The sequence below is a fragment of the Massilia sp. Root351 genome (assembly GCF_001425045.1).
Classification (GTDB): domain Bacteria; phylum Pseudomonadota; class Gammaproteobacteria; order Burkholderiales; family Burkholderiaceae_D; genus Rugamonas.
This window is the reverse complement of record NZ_LMDJ01000001.1, coordinates 714,732-728,160: the sequence shown is the minus strand read 5'-3', so window position 1 is coordinate 728,160 and position 13,429 is coordinate 714,732. Positions and strand designations below refer to the sequence as shown.

At 67.3% G+C, this 13,429-nt stretch carries 14 protein-coding genes; 8 read left to right on the top strand and 6 right to left on the bottom strand.

All coding sequences use genetic code 11. The features are described from left to right. Nucleotides 1–3: 3 nt before the first annotated feature. The 3 genes from ASD15_RS03305 to ASD15_RS03295 are packed head-to-tail and all read left to right on the top strand — an operon-like array spanning nt 4 to nt 2,220. Nucleotides 4–324, top strand: a complete 321-nt coding sequence (locus ASD15_RS03305; RefSeq protein ID WP_057153290.1) for a hypothetical protein — start codon at nt 4–6, stop codon at nt 322–324. Then, nucleotides 321–599, top strand: a complete 279-nt coding sequence (locus tag ASD15_RS03300; RefSeq protein WP_057153289.1) for a hypothetical protein — start codon at nt 321–323, stop codon at nt 597–599. The genes ASD15_RS03305 and ASD15_RS03300 overlap by 4 nt, the downstream gene beginning before the upstream one ends. A 7-nt stretch (nt 600–606) precedes the next feature. Beyond that, on the top strand, nt 607–2,220 hold the full coding sequence (locus tag ASD15_RS03295) for a PepSY domain-containing protein (protein ID WP_057153288.1): 1,614 nt from the start codon (nt 607–609) through the stop codon (nt 2,218–2,220). A gap of 129 nt (nt 2,221–2,349) precedes the next feature. Here ASD15_RS03295 and ASD15_RS03290 read toward each other — a convergent pair whose 3' ends face one another. The 4 genes from ASD15_RS03290 to ASD15_RS03275 all read right to left on the bottom strand — a co-directional run bounded on the left by ASD15_RS03290 (nt 2,350) and on the right by ASD15_RS03275 (nt 5,358). Continuing rightward, nucleotides 2,350–2,931: a TerD family protein gene (locus tag ASD15_RS03290; RefSeq protein WP_057153287.1), complete on the bottom strand. Its 582-nt coding sequence runs from the start codon at nt 2,929–2,931 to the stop codon at nt 2,350–2,352. A 17-nt stretch (nt 2,932–2,948) separates the two neighbouring features. Next, nucleotides 2,949–3,644, bottom strand: coding sequence for a TIGR00266 family protein (locus tag ASD15_RS03285; protein WP_057153286.1), 696 nt, complete (start codon nt 3,642–3,644; stop codon nt 2,949–2,951). 2 nt (nt 3,645–3,646) lie between these two features. Then, a complete protein-coding gene (locus tag ASD15_RS03280) occupies nt 3,647–4,222 on the bottom strand; it encodes a TerD family protein (protein WP_057153285.1) in 576 nt (191 codons plus the stop codon). An 89-nt stretch (nt 4,223–4,311) separates the two neighbouring features. Beyond that, nucleotides 4,312–5,358, bottom strand: a complete 1,047-nt coding sequence (locus ASD15_RS03275; RefSeq protein WP_057153284.1) for a DUF475 domain-containing protein — start codon at nt 5,356–5,358, stop codon at nt 4,312–4,314. Between the two features lie 102 nt (nt 5,359–5,460). Between ASD15_RS03275 and nhaR the strand changes: the two genes are divergently transcribed. Next, nucleotides 5,461–6,381: a transcriptional activator NhaR gene (gene nhaR, locus ASD15_RS03270; RefSeq protein WP_057153283.1), complete on the top strand. Its 921-nt coding sequence runs from the start codon at nt 5,461–5,463 to the stop codon at nt 6,379–6,381. 15 nt (nt 6,382–6,396) lie between these two features. Here nhaR and ASD15_RS03265 read toward each other — a convergent pair whose 3' ends face one another. Next, the gene (locus tag ASD15_RS03265; protein WP_057153282.1) at nt 6,397–7,278 is read right to left on the bottom strand and encodes a LysR family transcriptional regulator; all 882 of its coding nucleotides are present in this window, start codon (nt 7,276–7,278) and stop codon (nt 6,397–6,399) included. Nucleotides 7,279–7,396: 118 nt separating this feature from the next. Here ASD15_RS03265 and ASD15_RS03260 point away from each other — a divergent pair, with 118 nt between their 5' ends. Further along, complete coding sequence (locus ASD15_RS03260) at nt 7,397–8,560, top strand: MFS transporter (RefSeq protein WP_057153281.1); 1,164 nt, start codon at nt 7,397–7,399, stop codon at nt 8,558–8,560. Nucleotides 8,561–8,564: 4 nt separating this feature from the next. Here the strand turns inward: ASD15_RS03260 and ASD15_RS03255 are convergent, their stop codons facing one another. After that, on the bottom strand, nt 8,565–9,239 hold the full coding sequence (locus tag ASD15_RS03255) for a TetR/AcrR family transcriptional regulator (protein ID WP_057153280.1): 675 nt from the start codon (nt 9,237–9,239) through the stop codon (nt 8,565–8,567). A gap of 122 nt (nt 9,240–9,361) precedes the next feature. On the opposite strand from ASD15_RS03255, the gene ASD15_RS03250 reads away from it, so the two are divergent. From ASD15_RS03250 to ASD15_RS03240, 3 genes are read left to right on the top strand one after another with little or no spacing between them, the layout of a single operon-like run. Beyond that, the gene (locus tag ASD15_RS03250; RefSeq protein ID WP_057153279.1) at nt 9,362–10,369 is read left to right on the top strand and encodes an HlyD family efflux transporter periplasmic adaptor subunit; all 1,008 of its coding nucleotides are present in this window, start codon (nt 9,362–9,364) and stop codon (nt 10,367–10,369) included. A 14-nt stretch (nt 10,370–10,383) separates the two neighbouring features. Further along, nucleotides 10,384–12,243: an ATP-binding cassette domain-containing protein gene (locus ASD15_RS03245; RefSeq protein WP_057153685.1), complete on the top strand. Its 1,860-nt coding sequence runs from the start codon at nt 10,384–10,386 to the stop codon at nt 12,241–12,243. After that, the gene (locus ASD15_RS03240) at nt 12,240–13,427 is read left to right on the top strand and encodes an ABC transporter permease (RefSeq protein WP_057153278.1); all 1,188 of its coding nucleotides are present in this window, start codon (nt 12,240–12,242) and stop codon (nt 13,425–13,427) included. Before ASD15_RS03245 ends, ASD15_RS03240 begins: the two co-directional genes overlap by 4 nt. Nucleotides 13,428–13,429 lie beyond the last annotated feature (2 nt).

Below are 13,429 nucleotides of genomic sequence, written 5' to 3'. Positions count from 1 at the left end.
GCCATGGACCGTATCCTGCTTGCCTTCGCGCTGGCGGCCAACACCGCCGCCGCGTGCGGCTACTACCTGTCCGCGCCGCGCCAGCAATGGCTGGCGCAAGCTCCGTCCGCAGGCGTCGTGCGCGCGCTGCGCCTCGGGTCCAGCGCCCTGCTGGCGGCGGCGCTGTGCTTCTGGCTGAGGATGGCGCACCTCTCCACCGCGCTGTTCGCGGTGCTGAGCATCACCATGCTGCTGTTCGCCGTATTGCCCTACCTGGCGGCCTGGCGCACGCTGCGCAGCGCGGCCAGGGCGGGAGCGGGGACAAAGCGGAGTACCCAGCCATGATCCAGCGCGACTGGTTCAGCAAAACCCTGGCCGGGGTGGTGCTCGGCTTCGGCCTGGCGATCGCCGTCAGCGGGCTGTTCGCCTGGCTCACGCCGGGCGGCGCCATGCACCCCAACAAATTCCAGGCCACCATGTGGCTCACCGCGCCGGTATGGACCGGCGTGCTGAGTTTGGTCTTCCTGTTCCGCAGCGGCGCGCGCGCCTGGCTATGGCTGGGCAGCGCCAACGCGCTCGCCTTCGCCGCCCTCGCCGCCTGCCGCCATTACCTATCCTGAGCCTGCCATGCGCGCCGACGTCATACGAGTCTACAAATCGGTCCACACCTGGACCGGCATCCTGAGCGCCTTCGCGCTATTCATCGCGTTCTATGCGGGCGCGCTCACCATGTTCGAGGAGACGCTGTCGCGCTGGTCCAATCCGCCCGCCGCCACGGCTGCCCCGCCGCTGGCGCAATCGGCCGCGCTGATCGAGCAGACACTGGCCGCGCGCAAGGACGCCCGCAAGGAATTCACCCTGCACCTGGGCGACAGCGCCGAGATCCCTGCCCGCCTCACCTGGAAGACCGGCCGCGCCGACCGCATGCCCTGGTCGTCCGGATTCACGCCGGAAGGCGAGCTGGAACTGGTGCGCCTACAGCCGTCCGGCCTGGCCCAGTTCATCGACGACCTGCACCGCACGGCCGGCATTCCCGGCGACCACGAAACCGTGGAACTGCTGGTGGGCGCCATCTGCCTGCTGTATTCGGTGGCCCTGGTGTCCGGCCTGATTATCCTGCTGCCGTCGCTGGTGAAGGACTTCTTCGCGCTGCGCGTGGGGCGCAACCTCAAGCGCATGTGGCTGGACGCGCACAACGCCATCGGCATTGCCAGCCTGCCCTTCCACATCGTCATCGCGCTGACGGCCGTGGTGTTCTGCCTGCACGACCCGGTATACGACGTGCAGGACAAGGTAATCTACGGCGACAACATCGAAACCGCCTTCAAGAGCACCAGCATCTACCCGCTCAAGCCGGACGCCACGCCTACCGCCATGCTGGCGCCGCAGGAACTGCTGGCGCGCGTGCGCGCCTTCTCGCCGGAGTTCGAGCCGACCAGCATTCTGTACCGCGCGCACGGCACCGCAGGCGCCATGGCGCGCGTGGCAGGGCACGACAAGCGCTACATGGTGCGCCTGGAAGGCTTCTTGGTGATGAATGCCGCCACCGGCGAGATTCTCAACACCGCCTACTTCCCCGGCGCGCAGGGCAACTGGACCGCGACCGTGTCCTCCTTCTTCTCGCTGCACTTCGGCACCTTCGGCGGCGAGCCGGTGCGCTGGACCTATTTCGCGCTTGGGCTGGCGGGCGCCTTCCTGTTCTATTCGGGGAACCTGCTGTGGATAGAAACGCGCCGCAAGACCGCGCGCAACGGCAGCGGCCCGGTGCTGCAGCAGCGTTCGGCGCGCTGGCTGGCGGCAGGCACCGTGGGGGTGTGCCTGGGCAGCGTGTGCGGCATCTCGCTCACGGTGGCGGCGGCCAAGCTGCTGTACGGCCGCGTGCTGGACGCGAACGCCTGGCACTACACTGTCTACTACGGCGTGTTCCTGGCCTGCCTGGCGTGGGCCTTCTGGCGCGGCGCCGCGCGCGCCGGCATCGGGCTGCTGCGGCTAAGCGCCGCCACCGCGCTGGCGGTGCCCCTGGCCAGCCTGCACACCGCGTACGCCACGTCCTACGCCGGCTGGACCTACCGCCCCGGCGTCGATGCCAGCGCCGCCATCGCCGCGCTGGCCTTCGCCTGGATGGCCCGCGCCGCCGCCCGCCGCGCCCGTCAAGGCGCTCCCGACAGCGTCTGGTCCTTGCCTGCCGCGCGGCAGGCGGCCGATCAGCCGCGCCAGCCGCAATTCGCCCCACCAAAATAAAAAAACGGCAGCCTGAAAACAGGCTGCCGTGAAAAGGCGCGCGCCATGGGGAACACGCACCGGGAAGCAAACATCGGGTTGGGCGCCCCACAGACCGGCCTGCGGGGCGCCCGGTACTACACTTGCTCTTTACAGGTGCGGCGCGATCTGCGGCAGCAGGTCGTCGAAGGTGCGGCCGGTGCCGTTTTCACCGATCGCGTGCATCTTCCATTCGCCGTTGTGGCGGTACAGCTTGGCCATGATCTGCGCCGAGTGGTTGCCCTGCACCGACAGGTTGAAGCGCGCCACTTCCTTGCCGTCGGCCGCGTTGATCAGGCGGCAGTAGGCGTTTTGCACTTGCGCGAAGCTCTGGCCGGTGAAGCTGTTCACCGTGAACACGATGCTCTTCACGTTGGCCGGCACGCTGTTCAGCGCCACGGTCACCTGTTCGTCGTCGCCGTCGCCGGCGCCGGTGCGGTTGTCGCCGCTATGCACCACGCTGCCGTCCTGGCTTTTCAGCTGGCGGAACCAGATCACGTCCAGCGGACGGTTCTCGGTGTCGAACATGATGCACGAGGCATCCAGGTCCACCTCCGCGCTGCCGCCGCCGAAACCGAAGAAGCCTTTGCTCTTCACGGCGTCCCAGCCCAGTCCCATCACCACGCGCGACAGCGCGCTGCCCGCTTCCTTGTCCAGAGAGATCTTCTGGCCCTTTTGCAGATTAACTGACATATTCATTTACCTCCGAGTTATTGTCCGGTGCCGCGCACCCAGCCCAGGAAGCCCTGGCGGCTGCGCGAACACACCAAAATCTTGCCCTGCCCGGAAAAGCGCAGCACCATGCCCTCGCCGCTGGTCTGGCTGTTCACCAGGTTGCTCAGGAAGCCGCCGCTTTGCGAGGTCGCCACCGACATCTCGTAGCGCAGCGAACTGTCCCAGCACACCACGTGCGAGTTATCGATCGTCACGTCCTTGCCCGGCTCCACTTCCAGCTGCGAAATCGAACCGAAGCCCGATACCGCCAGCTGGCCGCTGCCCTGCGTCTCCGTGATGAAAAAGCCGCCGCTCTGCGCGAACAGCGCATTGCCCAGGCTCTGCGTACGCACCTTCAGCTCCACGCCGGAGGACGCGGCCACGAAAGCGCCGTCGCTGATCATGTACTGCCGGGGGCCGACTTCGACCACCTGCATCGCACCGGGCAGCGTGGGCGACAACAGGCAATCGCCGTTGCCGCGCACCGCCTCAATGTGCTGCTGGAAGAACGATTCACCGTTGGCAAAGGTGCGCATGATTGCGCTGCCGATACCGCCCGTGATCTTGCCCTTCAGCTCCAGCGGCGCTTCCATCATGACCATGGCGCCGGATTCGCAGTAGATCTTTTCGCCCTGACGCAGCGACACGTGCAGGAAGGGATCGACATCCCCTGTAACGGTGAACACCGGCATGGTTACACCGAAACGCCGAAGGACGACGCCAGCGCGCCCAGGCCGCCTTTGTAGCCCTGGCCGACGGCGCGGAATTTCCAATCGCCGCCGTTGCGGTAGACTTCGCCGAACACCAGCGAGGTCTCGGTCGAGCCGTCTTCGGACAGGTCGAAGCGGGCGATCTCGGTGTTGCCGGCCGCGTTCACGCAACGCACGAAGGCCTTCTGCACCTGGCCGAAGTTCTGGCGGCGGGCCTCGGCGTCGTGGATGGTGACGCAGATCGCGATGCGGTCCACTTCGGCCGGCACCTTGGACAGTTCGATGGTGACGGTTTCGTCGTCGCCGTCGCCGGCGCCGGTACGGTTGTCGCCAGAGTGCGTTACCGAGGTGTCGCTCGATTTCAGGTTGTTGTAGAAGATGAAGTCGTTGTCGGCGCGGACCTTGCCGTCAACCTTCAGCAGGAAGGCGGAGCTGTCGATGTCGAAAGCTGCGCCGTCCGTGTTGCGGATATCCCAGCCCAGGCCTACGACCATCTTCGACAGGCCCGGAGCTTCTTTGCTCAGATTAACGTTACCGCCTTTTTGCAGACTGATTGCCATGATTTGTGACTCCTAAAAGTTGTTGAACACCTTGCTGCATGCGCGGCGGGCCGGTGTTCTTTGGGCGCGCCGCGTTTCCTTTACAACGCTCAGGCAGCGACGCCGAGCGCTTCCTGCTGCTTGCGGTGGCGTACCGACGACCAGATGGACGCCACGATGAAGGCCACACCGATCAGACCCGTGAAGATCTCGGGAATGTGGAACTTGATGCTGGCGAGCATGATCACCGCCAGGATGCCGATCGCGTAGTGCGCGCCGTGCTCCAGGTAGACGAATTCATCCAGCGTGCCCTTCTCGACCAGGAAGATGGTCATGGAGCGCACAAACATTGCGCCGATGGCCAGGCCCAGCATGATGATCACGACGTCGTTGGTGATGGCGAACGCGCCGATCACGCCGTCGAAGCTGAACGACGCATCCAGCACTTCCAGGTACAGGAAGCCGCCGATACCGCCGCGCTTGACCATGTCGCCCACGTTGGTGCCTTCTTCTTCCGCTTCCAGCAGGCTGCTCAAGCCGTCAACCGCCACATAGATCAGCACGCCCCACAGGCCGGCGATCAGCACGATCAGCTTCTGGCCCTCTTCCACCATGGTCAGGCAGGCCATCAGCGCGCCGATGGTCACCATCACGGAGACCGAGGACATCTTGCCCAGCGAGCCGAGCTTCTTCTCGACGTTGCCCAGCCAGTGCGTTTCCTTGTCCTTGTCCAGCAGGAAGTTCAGGAACACCAGCAGCAGGAAGGCGCCGCCGAATGCCGCCACTTCAGCGTGGTGGTTGGTCAGGTGCGTGGAATACGCTTTCGGGTCGTTCAGCGCCAGCGTCCAGACTTCGGCCATGCTGATGTCGGCCGCCACGGCCACGATCACCAGCGGGAACAGCAAGCGCATGCCGAACACCGCGATGATGATGCCCACGCCCAGGAACAGCTTCTTCCAGAATTCGTCCCAGGTCTTCAGTACCGAGGCGTTGACCACCGCGTTATCGAAGGACAGCGATACTTCCATTACCGCCAGGATGGTGGCAATGCCCAGGGCCGTGAGCGCGCCGCCCCAGCCGGTATGCGTATAGCCCCACCAGCCGGCCACTGCCAGGCAGATGAAGGAGACAATGAATGACACTCTGAAGTGTTTCATCTGGTTTTTCCTTTCTTATTGATGAATGTCACGCAGTGTAGAGAATTCCATACCATTTAAAAATAGAAGATAATCGAAGTATTACTTCGTAAAAGCAGAACCATGAAAACAGCCGGCATCAATTTCAGACACCTTTTCTTCTTCTGGAACGTGGCCAAGGAAGGCAGCGTCACGCGCGCCGCGGAGCGCCTGGGCCTGGCGGTGCAGACCGTCAGCACCCAGCTGTCGCAGCTGGACCAGCAGCTCGGCACGGTGCTGTTGACGCAGCAGGGGCGCCGCCTGGTGCCGACCGAGGCGGGCCGCGTGGCGCTCGACTATGCGGACCAGATCTTCCAGCTGGAGGACCGGCTGCAGCAGGCGCTGACCGACGTGGACGCCGGCCGCATGCGGCTGGCGGTGGGCATTTCCGACTCGCTGCCCAAGCTGGTGGCCTACCGCCTGCTGGAAATGACGCTGCACCTGGACAAGAAGGTCAAGCTGATCTGCATGGAGAATGAATTCGATTCATTGCTGGCCGACCTGGCCTTGAACAAACTCGATGTGGTGCTGACCGACCGCGCCGTGCGCGCCTCGCCCAGCTTGCGCGTGTTCAGCCACCTGCTGCTGGAAACCGAGATGCAGCTGTTCGGCGCGCGCAAGCTGGCCAGCAAGTACAAGCGCAACTTCCCCCACAGCCTGAACGGTGCGCCGCTGCTGCTGCCAACCCGCAACAACGCCCTGCGCGGCCGCATCGACGCGTGGTTCGTGCGGCATGGCGTGCGGCCGGACGTGGTGGGGGAGTTCGAAGACAACGCCATGCTGAACACCTTCGGCCGCAACGGCATGGGGCTATTCTTCGCCCCCTCGGTGCTGGCGCACGACATCCAGGAACAGTTCGGCGCCCTGCACGTGGGGAACGCGCCGGAACTGCGGGAGCAGTTCTACGCCATTTCGAACGAGCGCAAGATCAAGCATCCGGCGGTGGAAGCCATCCTGGAACAGCTGCACACGGGCGCGTTCAGCAGCGATCCGCCGGCGCCCTGAGCCAGGGGCGCGCTGCTACAGCCCGCGCTCGGCCATGAAATCGATGAAAGCGCGCAGCCGGGGTGTGAGGTGGCGGCCCGATGGCCACAGCAGGCGGAAGGTAATGGTGCGGTCCACATACTCGTCGAGCACCGTGCGCAGCGTGCCGGCCGCCAGCTCGGCGCGCACCGCGAACGCCGGCAGGCAGGCGATGCCCAGGCCCTGCAAGGCGAACCAGACCCGGGTTTCGGCGTTATCGCAGATCATGGAAGTGGGCAGGCGCAGTTCCGCTTCGCCTTCCGCGCGCAGCAGCGGCCACACTTCCAGCTTGCCCGAGTTCGGATAGCGGTAATGCATGCAGGGATGGCCGGGCAGGTCGGCCGGGCGCTGCGGCGCGCCGTGCTGCGCGAAGTAGGCCGGCGAGCCGACAATGACGGTGCCGAAACTGCCCAGCTGGCGCGACGACAGGCGTGAATCGAGCAGCTCGCCGGTACGCACCACCGCGTCGTAGCCCTCCTCCACCACGTCCACCATGCGGTCCGTAAAGGACAGGTCCAGCTCCACGGCGGGATAGGCGCGCATGAAATCGGCCAGCGGCGGCAACACCAGCCCGCTCACCAGCGGCAAGCTGACGCGCAAGCGGCCCGTGGGCAGGGCGGCCGACTGCGACAGTTCCTGCTCCGCCGCCTCGATCTCGGCCAGCACGCGGCGGCTGCGCTCCAGCAGCATCCTGCCTTCCGCCGTCAAGGTCATGCTGCGCGTGCTGCGGTGGAACAGCCGCACGCCCAGGCGCTCCTCCAGCCGCGCCACGCTCTTGCCGATGGCAGACGCGGAAATGCCCAGCGCCCGGCCGGCCGCCACGAAGCTGCGCGTCTCGGCCACCTGCACGAACACGTTGAATCCGCTCAGACTTTCCATTTCCGCTTCCGCCCCCGATTCAGGACAGAATTGTCCTCAAAGTCCGGAAGTCTAGCCCACTTTTTCTCGGCACGCAGCGCCGCTACTGTGGGCGGGTCTTCAACCACAGGGCTACACCATGCGCAAATCCGATTCCCCCTTCCCGCTTTCCGGCCTGCTCGCGCTGGCCATGGCGGGCTTCATCACCATCCTCACCGAGGCGCTGCCCGCGGGCCTGCTGCCGCAGATGGGCGCCAGCCTCGAGGCCAGCGGCGCCATGGTAGGCCAACTGGTCACCAGCTACGCGCTGGGCTCCCTGCTGTGCGCCATTCCGCTCACCGCCGCCACGCAGGGCCTGCGCCGCAAGCCGCTGCTGCTGGCCACCATCGCCGGCTTCGCGCTGGTCAACGGCGTCACGGCGCTCTCCACCAGCTACGTGCTGACCCTGGCGGCGCGCTTTGTCGCCGGCGTGTTCGCCGGCATGCTGTGGGCCCTGCTGGCCGGTTACGCCGTGCGCATGGTGGCGCCGCAGCACAAGGGCCGCGCCATGGCGGTGGCCATGGCCGGCATACCGGTGGGACTGTCGCTGGGCGTCCCGGCCGGCACGCTGCTCGGCGCCACGCTGGGCTGGCAGTACGCCTTCGGCATCATGAGCATGCTGGCGCTCGCGCTGATCGCGTGGGTCACGGCGGCCGTGCCGGACTTCCCCGGCCAGAGCGGCGCGCGCCGTGCGCCCGTGGGCCAGGTGCTGGGCATCAGCGGCGTCAAGGCGGTGCTGGCCACCACCTTTGCCTACGTGCTGGCGCACAACATCCTGTACACCTATATCTCGCCCTTCCTGGCCCCGGCCGGCCTGGAGCGCAAGGCGGACGCGGTACTGTTCATCTTCGGCGCCGCGTCCATCGCCGGCCTGTGGCTGGCAGGCCTGCTGATTGACCGCCGCCTGCGCGCGATGGTGCTGGGCAGCACCGCGGCGTTCGGGCTGGCGGCGCTGGCACTGGGGTTGTGGGGCACGCATCCGGCAGCGGTGTATATCGCAGTGGGCGTATGGGGCCTGGCCTTCGGCGGCGCACCGACCTTCTTCCAGACCGCGCTGGCCAATGTGGCGGGCAGCTCGGCCGACGTGGCGCAGTCGCTGCTGGTCACCAGCTGGAACCTGGCCATCGCCGGCGGCGGGCTGTTCGGCGGCTTGCTGCTGAGCGCCACGGGTGCGTGGTCGCTGCCCTGGACCTTGTGCCTGCTGCTGGCCGCCGCGCTGGCAATTGCGGCGCACTCGAAGCAGCACGCCTTCCCGGCCCGTTGAGCAGTCAGGCGCGGTACTGCGCGCCGAGGGCGTCCATGCCGGCCAGCGCGTAGCGCAGCAGGTCGTCCGCCAGCTGGGCGGGTTCGCCGCCCAGGCCGGGCAGCACCTGGGTGCGCAGCTCGGCCGGAGCCAGCAGCATGGCCAGGCACGGCGCCACCGTAAAGAACAAGCTGCGCTGCATGGCCGGGTGCGTGGGCGGCAGCCCCACGATCTGGCTGACGATACCGATCAATATCCCGGCCTTGGGCGCGATAGCCTGCTGCACCAGCGCCGCCGCGTGCTCGCTGGGCGCCAGCAGCTCGCGCACCACCACCCGGCTGCCCCAATGCGCGCGCGGCCCCGTCACATGCTCGACGATGCGGCTGACGATGGCGCGCAGCTTCTGGCGCGGATCGCCCGGACCGGCGGCCAGCGCCTGCATCTCCTCCAGCCGCAGCAAATGATTGTGCGCCTCCACCAGCACCGCCTCGTACAAGCCGCCACGGCTGCCGAAGTGATAGTTCACCGATGCGATGTTGACCCCGGCGCGGGCACATATTTCCTTGCTGGTGGCGTCGGCGTAGCCACGCTGCGCGAACACCTGCCCGGCGACATCGAGGATGGCGCTGCGGGTGGCGTCGCCGTCCGAGCGGGCGGCGCGCAGCGGCGCGGCAGTTGGTTTAGGCTTGACAGAGGACATGGGGCGATATTGTAGGGGAAGGCGCGCGGGAACGAACAACACCGCACATTTTCCAATAATTTAAATTCAAATTTAAATTTGATGTAGAATTCTCGCATACTTTGCGCGCTGGAGAACTGCATATGAACAAAAAGATCATCCTCGTCACCGTGCTGGTGCTGTCTGCCGCAGCAGCGGCGTGGTACGCCAGCCGCCCCTCCCCTGCCGACACGGCATTGGTCCTGTACGGCAATGTGGACGTGCGCCAGGTATCGCTGGCGTTCAACGGCAGCGAACGCATCGCCAGCCTGGCAGTGCAGGAAGGCGAGCAGGTAAGCGCCGGCCAGGTGGTGGGCAAGCTCGATACCACCACGCTGGAGTTGCGCATCGCCGAGTCGCGCGCGCAGGCCAACGCGCTGGAGCAGACGCTGGCGCGGCTGCGCGCCGGCAACCGGCCGCAGGAAGTCGGCCAGGCGCGCGCGCAGACGGCGGAAGCGCAGGCCGAGGCGGACGTGGCGGCCAAGAGCTTGGCGCGCCTGCAAGGGCTGGTGCAAGGACCGGTGGGGCGCGCGGTGAGCCTGCAGGACGTGGACAACGCGGCGGCGCGCAGCAAGGCGGCGCAGGCGCGGCTGGAAGGCGCGCGCAAGGCGCAGGAGCTGGCGCAGGCCGGCGCGCGCAAGGAAGACATCGCGCAGGCGGCAGCACAGCTGGAAGCGGCGCGCGCACAAACAGCCGTGCTGGCGCAGCAGTTGAAGGATGCGGAACTGCGCGCGCCCATCGCCGCCGTGGTGCGGGCGCGCCTGATGGAAGCCGGCGACATGGCTTCGCCGCAGCGGCCGGTGTACACGCTGGCGATCACCGATCCCAAATGGGTGCGGGCCTACGTGCGGGAGACGGAACTGGGCCTGGTCAAGCCCGGCATGGCGGCCAGCATTGCCATCGACAGCCTGCCCGGCCAGGCGATCGCGGGCAAGGTCGGCTACATCTCGTCGGTGGCGGAGTTCACACCGAAGACGGTGCAGACGGAAGACCTGCGCACCAGCCTCGTGTACGAGGTGCGCGTGCTGGCCGAGGACAAGGGCGACCGCCTGCGTCTCGGCATGCCCGCCACGGTGCGCATCGCGCGCCCTGCCGTGCAGGCGCAGAGATGACTGGCCTGGCGGCGATGGCCGGCGGCACGGCCGGCGCAGCAGGCCCTGCCCTGGTGGGGAGCGGCCTGCACAAGCGCTTCGTGACGAAAGAGACTGGCCGCGCGGTCGATGCCTTGCGCGGCGTGTCGCTGGAAGTGCCGGCGGGTGCGCTGACGGCGCTGGTGGGGCCGGATGGAGCGGGCAAGACCACGCTGCTGCGGCTCGCGGCCGGGCTGATGACTGCCACCTCGGGCCAGTTGCAGGTGCTGGGTATCGAGGTGGCGCGCCATCCGCAGCGGGTCCAGGACCGCATCAGTTACATGCCGCAGCGTTTCGGCCTGTATGAAGACTTGAGCGTGCAGGAAAATCTGGACCTGTACGCCGACTTGCACGGCGTGGAAGCGGGCGTACGGCGCAGCCGTTTCCAGCGGCTGCTGCACATGACGGACCTGGAACGCTTCACGGGCCGCCTGGCAGGCCAGCTGTCCGGCGGCATGAAGCAGAAGCTGGGGCTGGCCTGCACGCTGGTGCGTTCGCCCGAACTGCTGCTGCTCGACGAGCCTACCGTGGGCGTGGACCCGCTATCGCGGCGCGAACTGTGGGACATCGTGCAGCAACTGGTCTCCGAACAGGGACTGACCGTGGTGATCAGCACGTCCTACCTGGACGAGGCGGAGCGCTGCGCGCACGTGTGCGTGCTGCACGAGGGACTGGTGCTGGCTTCGGGCACGCCGGAGTCCATCCGCAGCCGGGCGCAGGGCATGTGCCATATGGCCACGCCGCCGGCCGGCGTCACTGCGCGCGCGCTGCAGGCAAGGCTGCTGGATGCCGGCGCCAGCATCGTCGACGCGGTACCGGAAGGCGGCCAGGTACGCTACATCCAGCGCAGCGGCGCCGCGCCGCGAAGCGTGGCCGCGCTGCTGGACGGCGCAGCCACCACCCCGGCCGAGGCGCGCCTGGAGGATGGGTTCATGCTGATCCTGCGCGCGCAGGAGAGTGGCACTGGCGGCCGCGGTAACGGCTGCGGTGGCGGCGGGCAGGGGCGCTCAGCGGCAAGCGGGGACCACGCGGTGCGGGACGCCGGCAACGCAGCGCACCCGGGCGGCGCAACGTTGGCACCGGCCCAGGTGCAGGTGCACGCGCCGGCCGGCGGACCGGTGATCGAGGTGCGCGACCTGGTGCGCAAGTTCGGCGATTTCACAGCGGTTTCCAGCACCAGCTTCAGCGTCGCGCGCGGCGAGATCTTCGGCCTGCTCGGCCCCAACGGCGCCGGCAAGACCACCACGTTCCGCATGCTGTGCGGCCTGCTGCCCGCAAGCAGCGGCACGCTGCAAGTGGCGGGCGTGAATCTGCGCCATGCCCGTGCCGAAGCGCGCCGCAAGGTGGGCTACGTGTCGCAAAAATTCTCCCTGTACGGGAACCTGACGGTGGCGGAGAACCTGAAGTTCTTCGGCACCGCGTACGGCCTGCACGGCGAGCACCTGCGCCGGCGCAGCGGCGAGGTGCTGGCGCAGTTCCAGCTGGACGGCCAGGAGAACATGGCCAGCGGCCAGCTGCCCGGCGGCTTCAAGCAACGCCTGGCGATGGCGGTCGGCCTGCTGCACTCGCCCGAGATCCTGTTCCTGGACGAACCCACCAGCGGCGCCGACCCGCTGGCGCGGCGCGAATTCTGGCGCCGCATCACGGCGCTGGCGGCCGCCGGCGTGACGGTCATCATCACCACCCACTTCATGGAGGAAGCCGAGTACTGCGACCGCATCGTCATCCAGGATGCCGGTAAGCTGCTCGCCATCGGCACGCCGCGCCAAGTGCGGGAGCAGGCGGGCGGCGCTCGGGGCATGGAACAAGCCTTCATCGCCATCGTCGAACAGAATCGCCGGGGAGACCAGCCATGACGCGGCAAGCAAGGCGCGGCAACGGCGGCGGCGGCGCTGCCCGCCTGCGCGCGCTGGTGCGCAAGGAATTCCGCCAGTTGCTGCGCGACGCCAGCAACCTGGCCATCGGCATTGCCCTGCCCATCGCGCTGATCCTGATCTTCGGCTACGGCCTGTCGCTGGACGTGAAAAACGCGCCGGTGGCGGTCGTACTGGAAGACTCCTCGCCCACCGCCGCCAACGCCATCGCCGGCCTGCAGCACACCACCGCCATCGCACCGGTGCTGCTGGGCTCCATGCACGAGGCAGAGCAGCTGATGACCGAGCGCCGCGTGGACGGCATCGTGCGCGTTCCCGCCGACTTCACGCGCCGCCTGGCACAAGGCGACGCGCGCGTGCAAGTGCTGGTGCACGGCACCGACGCCAACCGCGCCAGCATCATCCTGCAATACACCAGCGGCGCGCTGGCGCAGTGGCCCGCCATCCAGGCCGACCGCCAGGGCCGCGCCGCAGCCGTTCCCGCCGCTGGGCCTGCGCAGCCCGGCAGCGCAGCCACCGGCATGGTCGCCATCGAGCAGCGCATGTGGTACAACGCCGCCAACACCAGCACCTGGTACCTGGTGCCGGGACTGATTGTCCTCATCATGACGCTGGTGGGCGCCTTGCTGACCGCGCTGGTGATGGCGCGCGAATGGGAGCGCGGCACGCTGGAAGCGCTGTTCGTCACCCCGGTGCGCCCGGCCGAGATCCTGCTGGCCAAGATCATCCCCTACTTCACCGTCGGCATGGCCGGCCTGGCGCTTTGCCTGCTGGCCGCCCGCTTCCTGTTCCACGTGCCGATGCAAGGCTCGCTGATCGTGCTGGTGCTGGCCTGCATGCTGTACCTGTTCGTGGCGGTCGGCATGGGCCTGGTGATTTCCTCCATCACGCGCAACCAGTTCCTGGCCAGCCAGGTTGCGCTGCTGAGCAGCTTCATGCCATCGCTGATGCTGTCCGGCTTCCTGTTCGACCTGCGCAACGTGCCGCGCGCCATCCAGTACGTCGGCAATGCCCTGCCCGCGACTTACTTCATGGAGCTGATCAAGACGCTGTTCCTGGCCGGGAACGTGTGGCCGCTGATACTCAAGAATTGCGCCATCCTGGCCGTCTATGCCGTGCTGCTGCTTGCCGTGGCGCGCGCCGTCACGCGGAAAAAACTCGACTGAGG

Bases quoted from the DNA above. Each gene is read 5' to 3' on its own strand.
- ASD15_RS03275 (WP_057153284.1), bottom strand. From the start codon at position 5,358: ATGAAACACTTCAGAGTGTCATTCATTGTCTCCTTCATCTGCCTGGCA.
- ASD15_RS03265 (WP_057153282.1), bottom strand. From the start codon at position 7,278: ATGGAAAGTCTGAGCGGATTCAACGTGTTCGTGCAGGTGGCCGAGACG.
- ASD15_RS03250 (WP_057153279.1), top strand. From the start codon at position 9,362: ATGAACAAAAAGATCATCCTCGTCACCGTGCTGGTGCTGTCTGCCGCA.
- ASD15_RS03280 (WP_057153285.1), bottom strand. From the start codon at position 4,222: ATGGCAATCAGTCTGCAAAAAGGCGGTAACGTTAATCTGAGCAAAGAA.
- ASD15_RS03290 (WP_057153287.1), bottom strand. From the start codon at position 2,931: ATGTCAGTTAATCTGCAAAAGGGCCAGAAGATCTCTCTGGACAAGGAA.
- nhaR (WP_057153283.1), top strand. From the start codon at position 5,461: ATGAAAACAGCCGGCATCAATTTCAGACACCTTTTCTTCTTCTGGAAC.
- ASD15_RS03240 (WP_057153278.1), top strand. From the start codon at position 12,240: ATGACGCGGCAAGCAAGGCGCGGCAACGGCGGCGGCGGCGCTGCCCGC.
- ASD15_RS03260 (WP_057153281.1), top strand. From the start codon at position 7,397: ATGCGCAAATCCGATTCCCCCTTCCCGCTTTCCGGCCTGCTCGCGCTG.
- ASD15_RS03255 (WP_057153280.1), bottom strand. From the start codon at position 9,239: ATGTCCTCTGTCAAGCCTAAACCAACTGCCGCGCCGCTGCGCGCCGCC.
- ASD15_RS03300 (WP_057153289.1), top strand. From the start codon at position 321: ATGATCCAGCGCGACTGGTTCAGCAAAACCCTGGCCGGGGTGGTGCTC.
- ASD15_RS03305 (WP_057153290.1), top strand. From the start codon at position 4: ATGGACCGTATCCTGCTTGCCTTCGCGCTGGCGGCCAACACCGCCGCC.
- ASD15_RS03295 (WP_057153288.1), top strand. From the start codon at position 607: ATGCGCGCCGACGTCATACGAGTCTACAAATCGGTCCACACCTGGACC.
- ASD15_RS03285 (WP_057153286.1), bottom strand. From the start codon at position 3,644: ATGCCGGTGTTCACCGTTACAGGGGATGTCGATCCCTTCCTGCACGTG.
- ASD15_RS03245 (WP_057153685.1), top strand. From the start codon at position 10,384: ATGGCCGGCGGCACGGCCGGCGCAGCAGGCCCTGCCCTGGTGGGGAGC.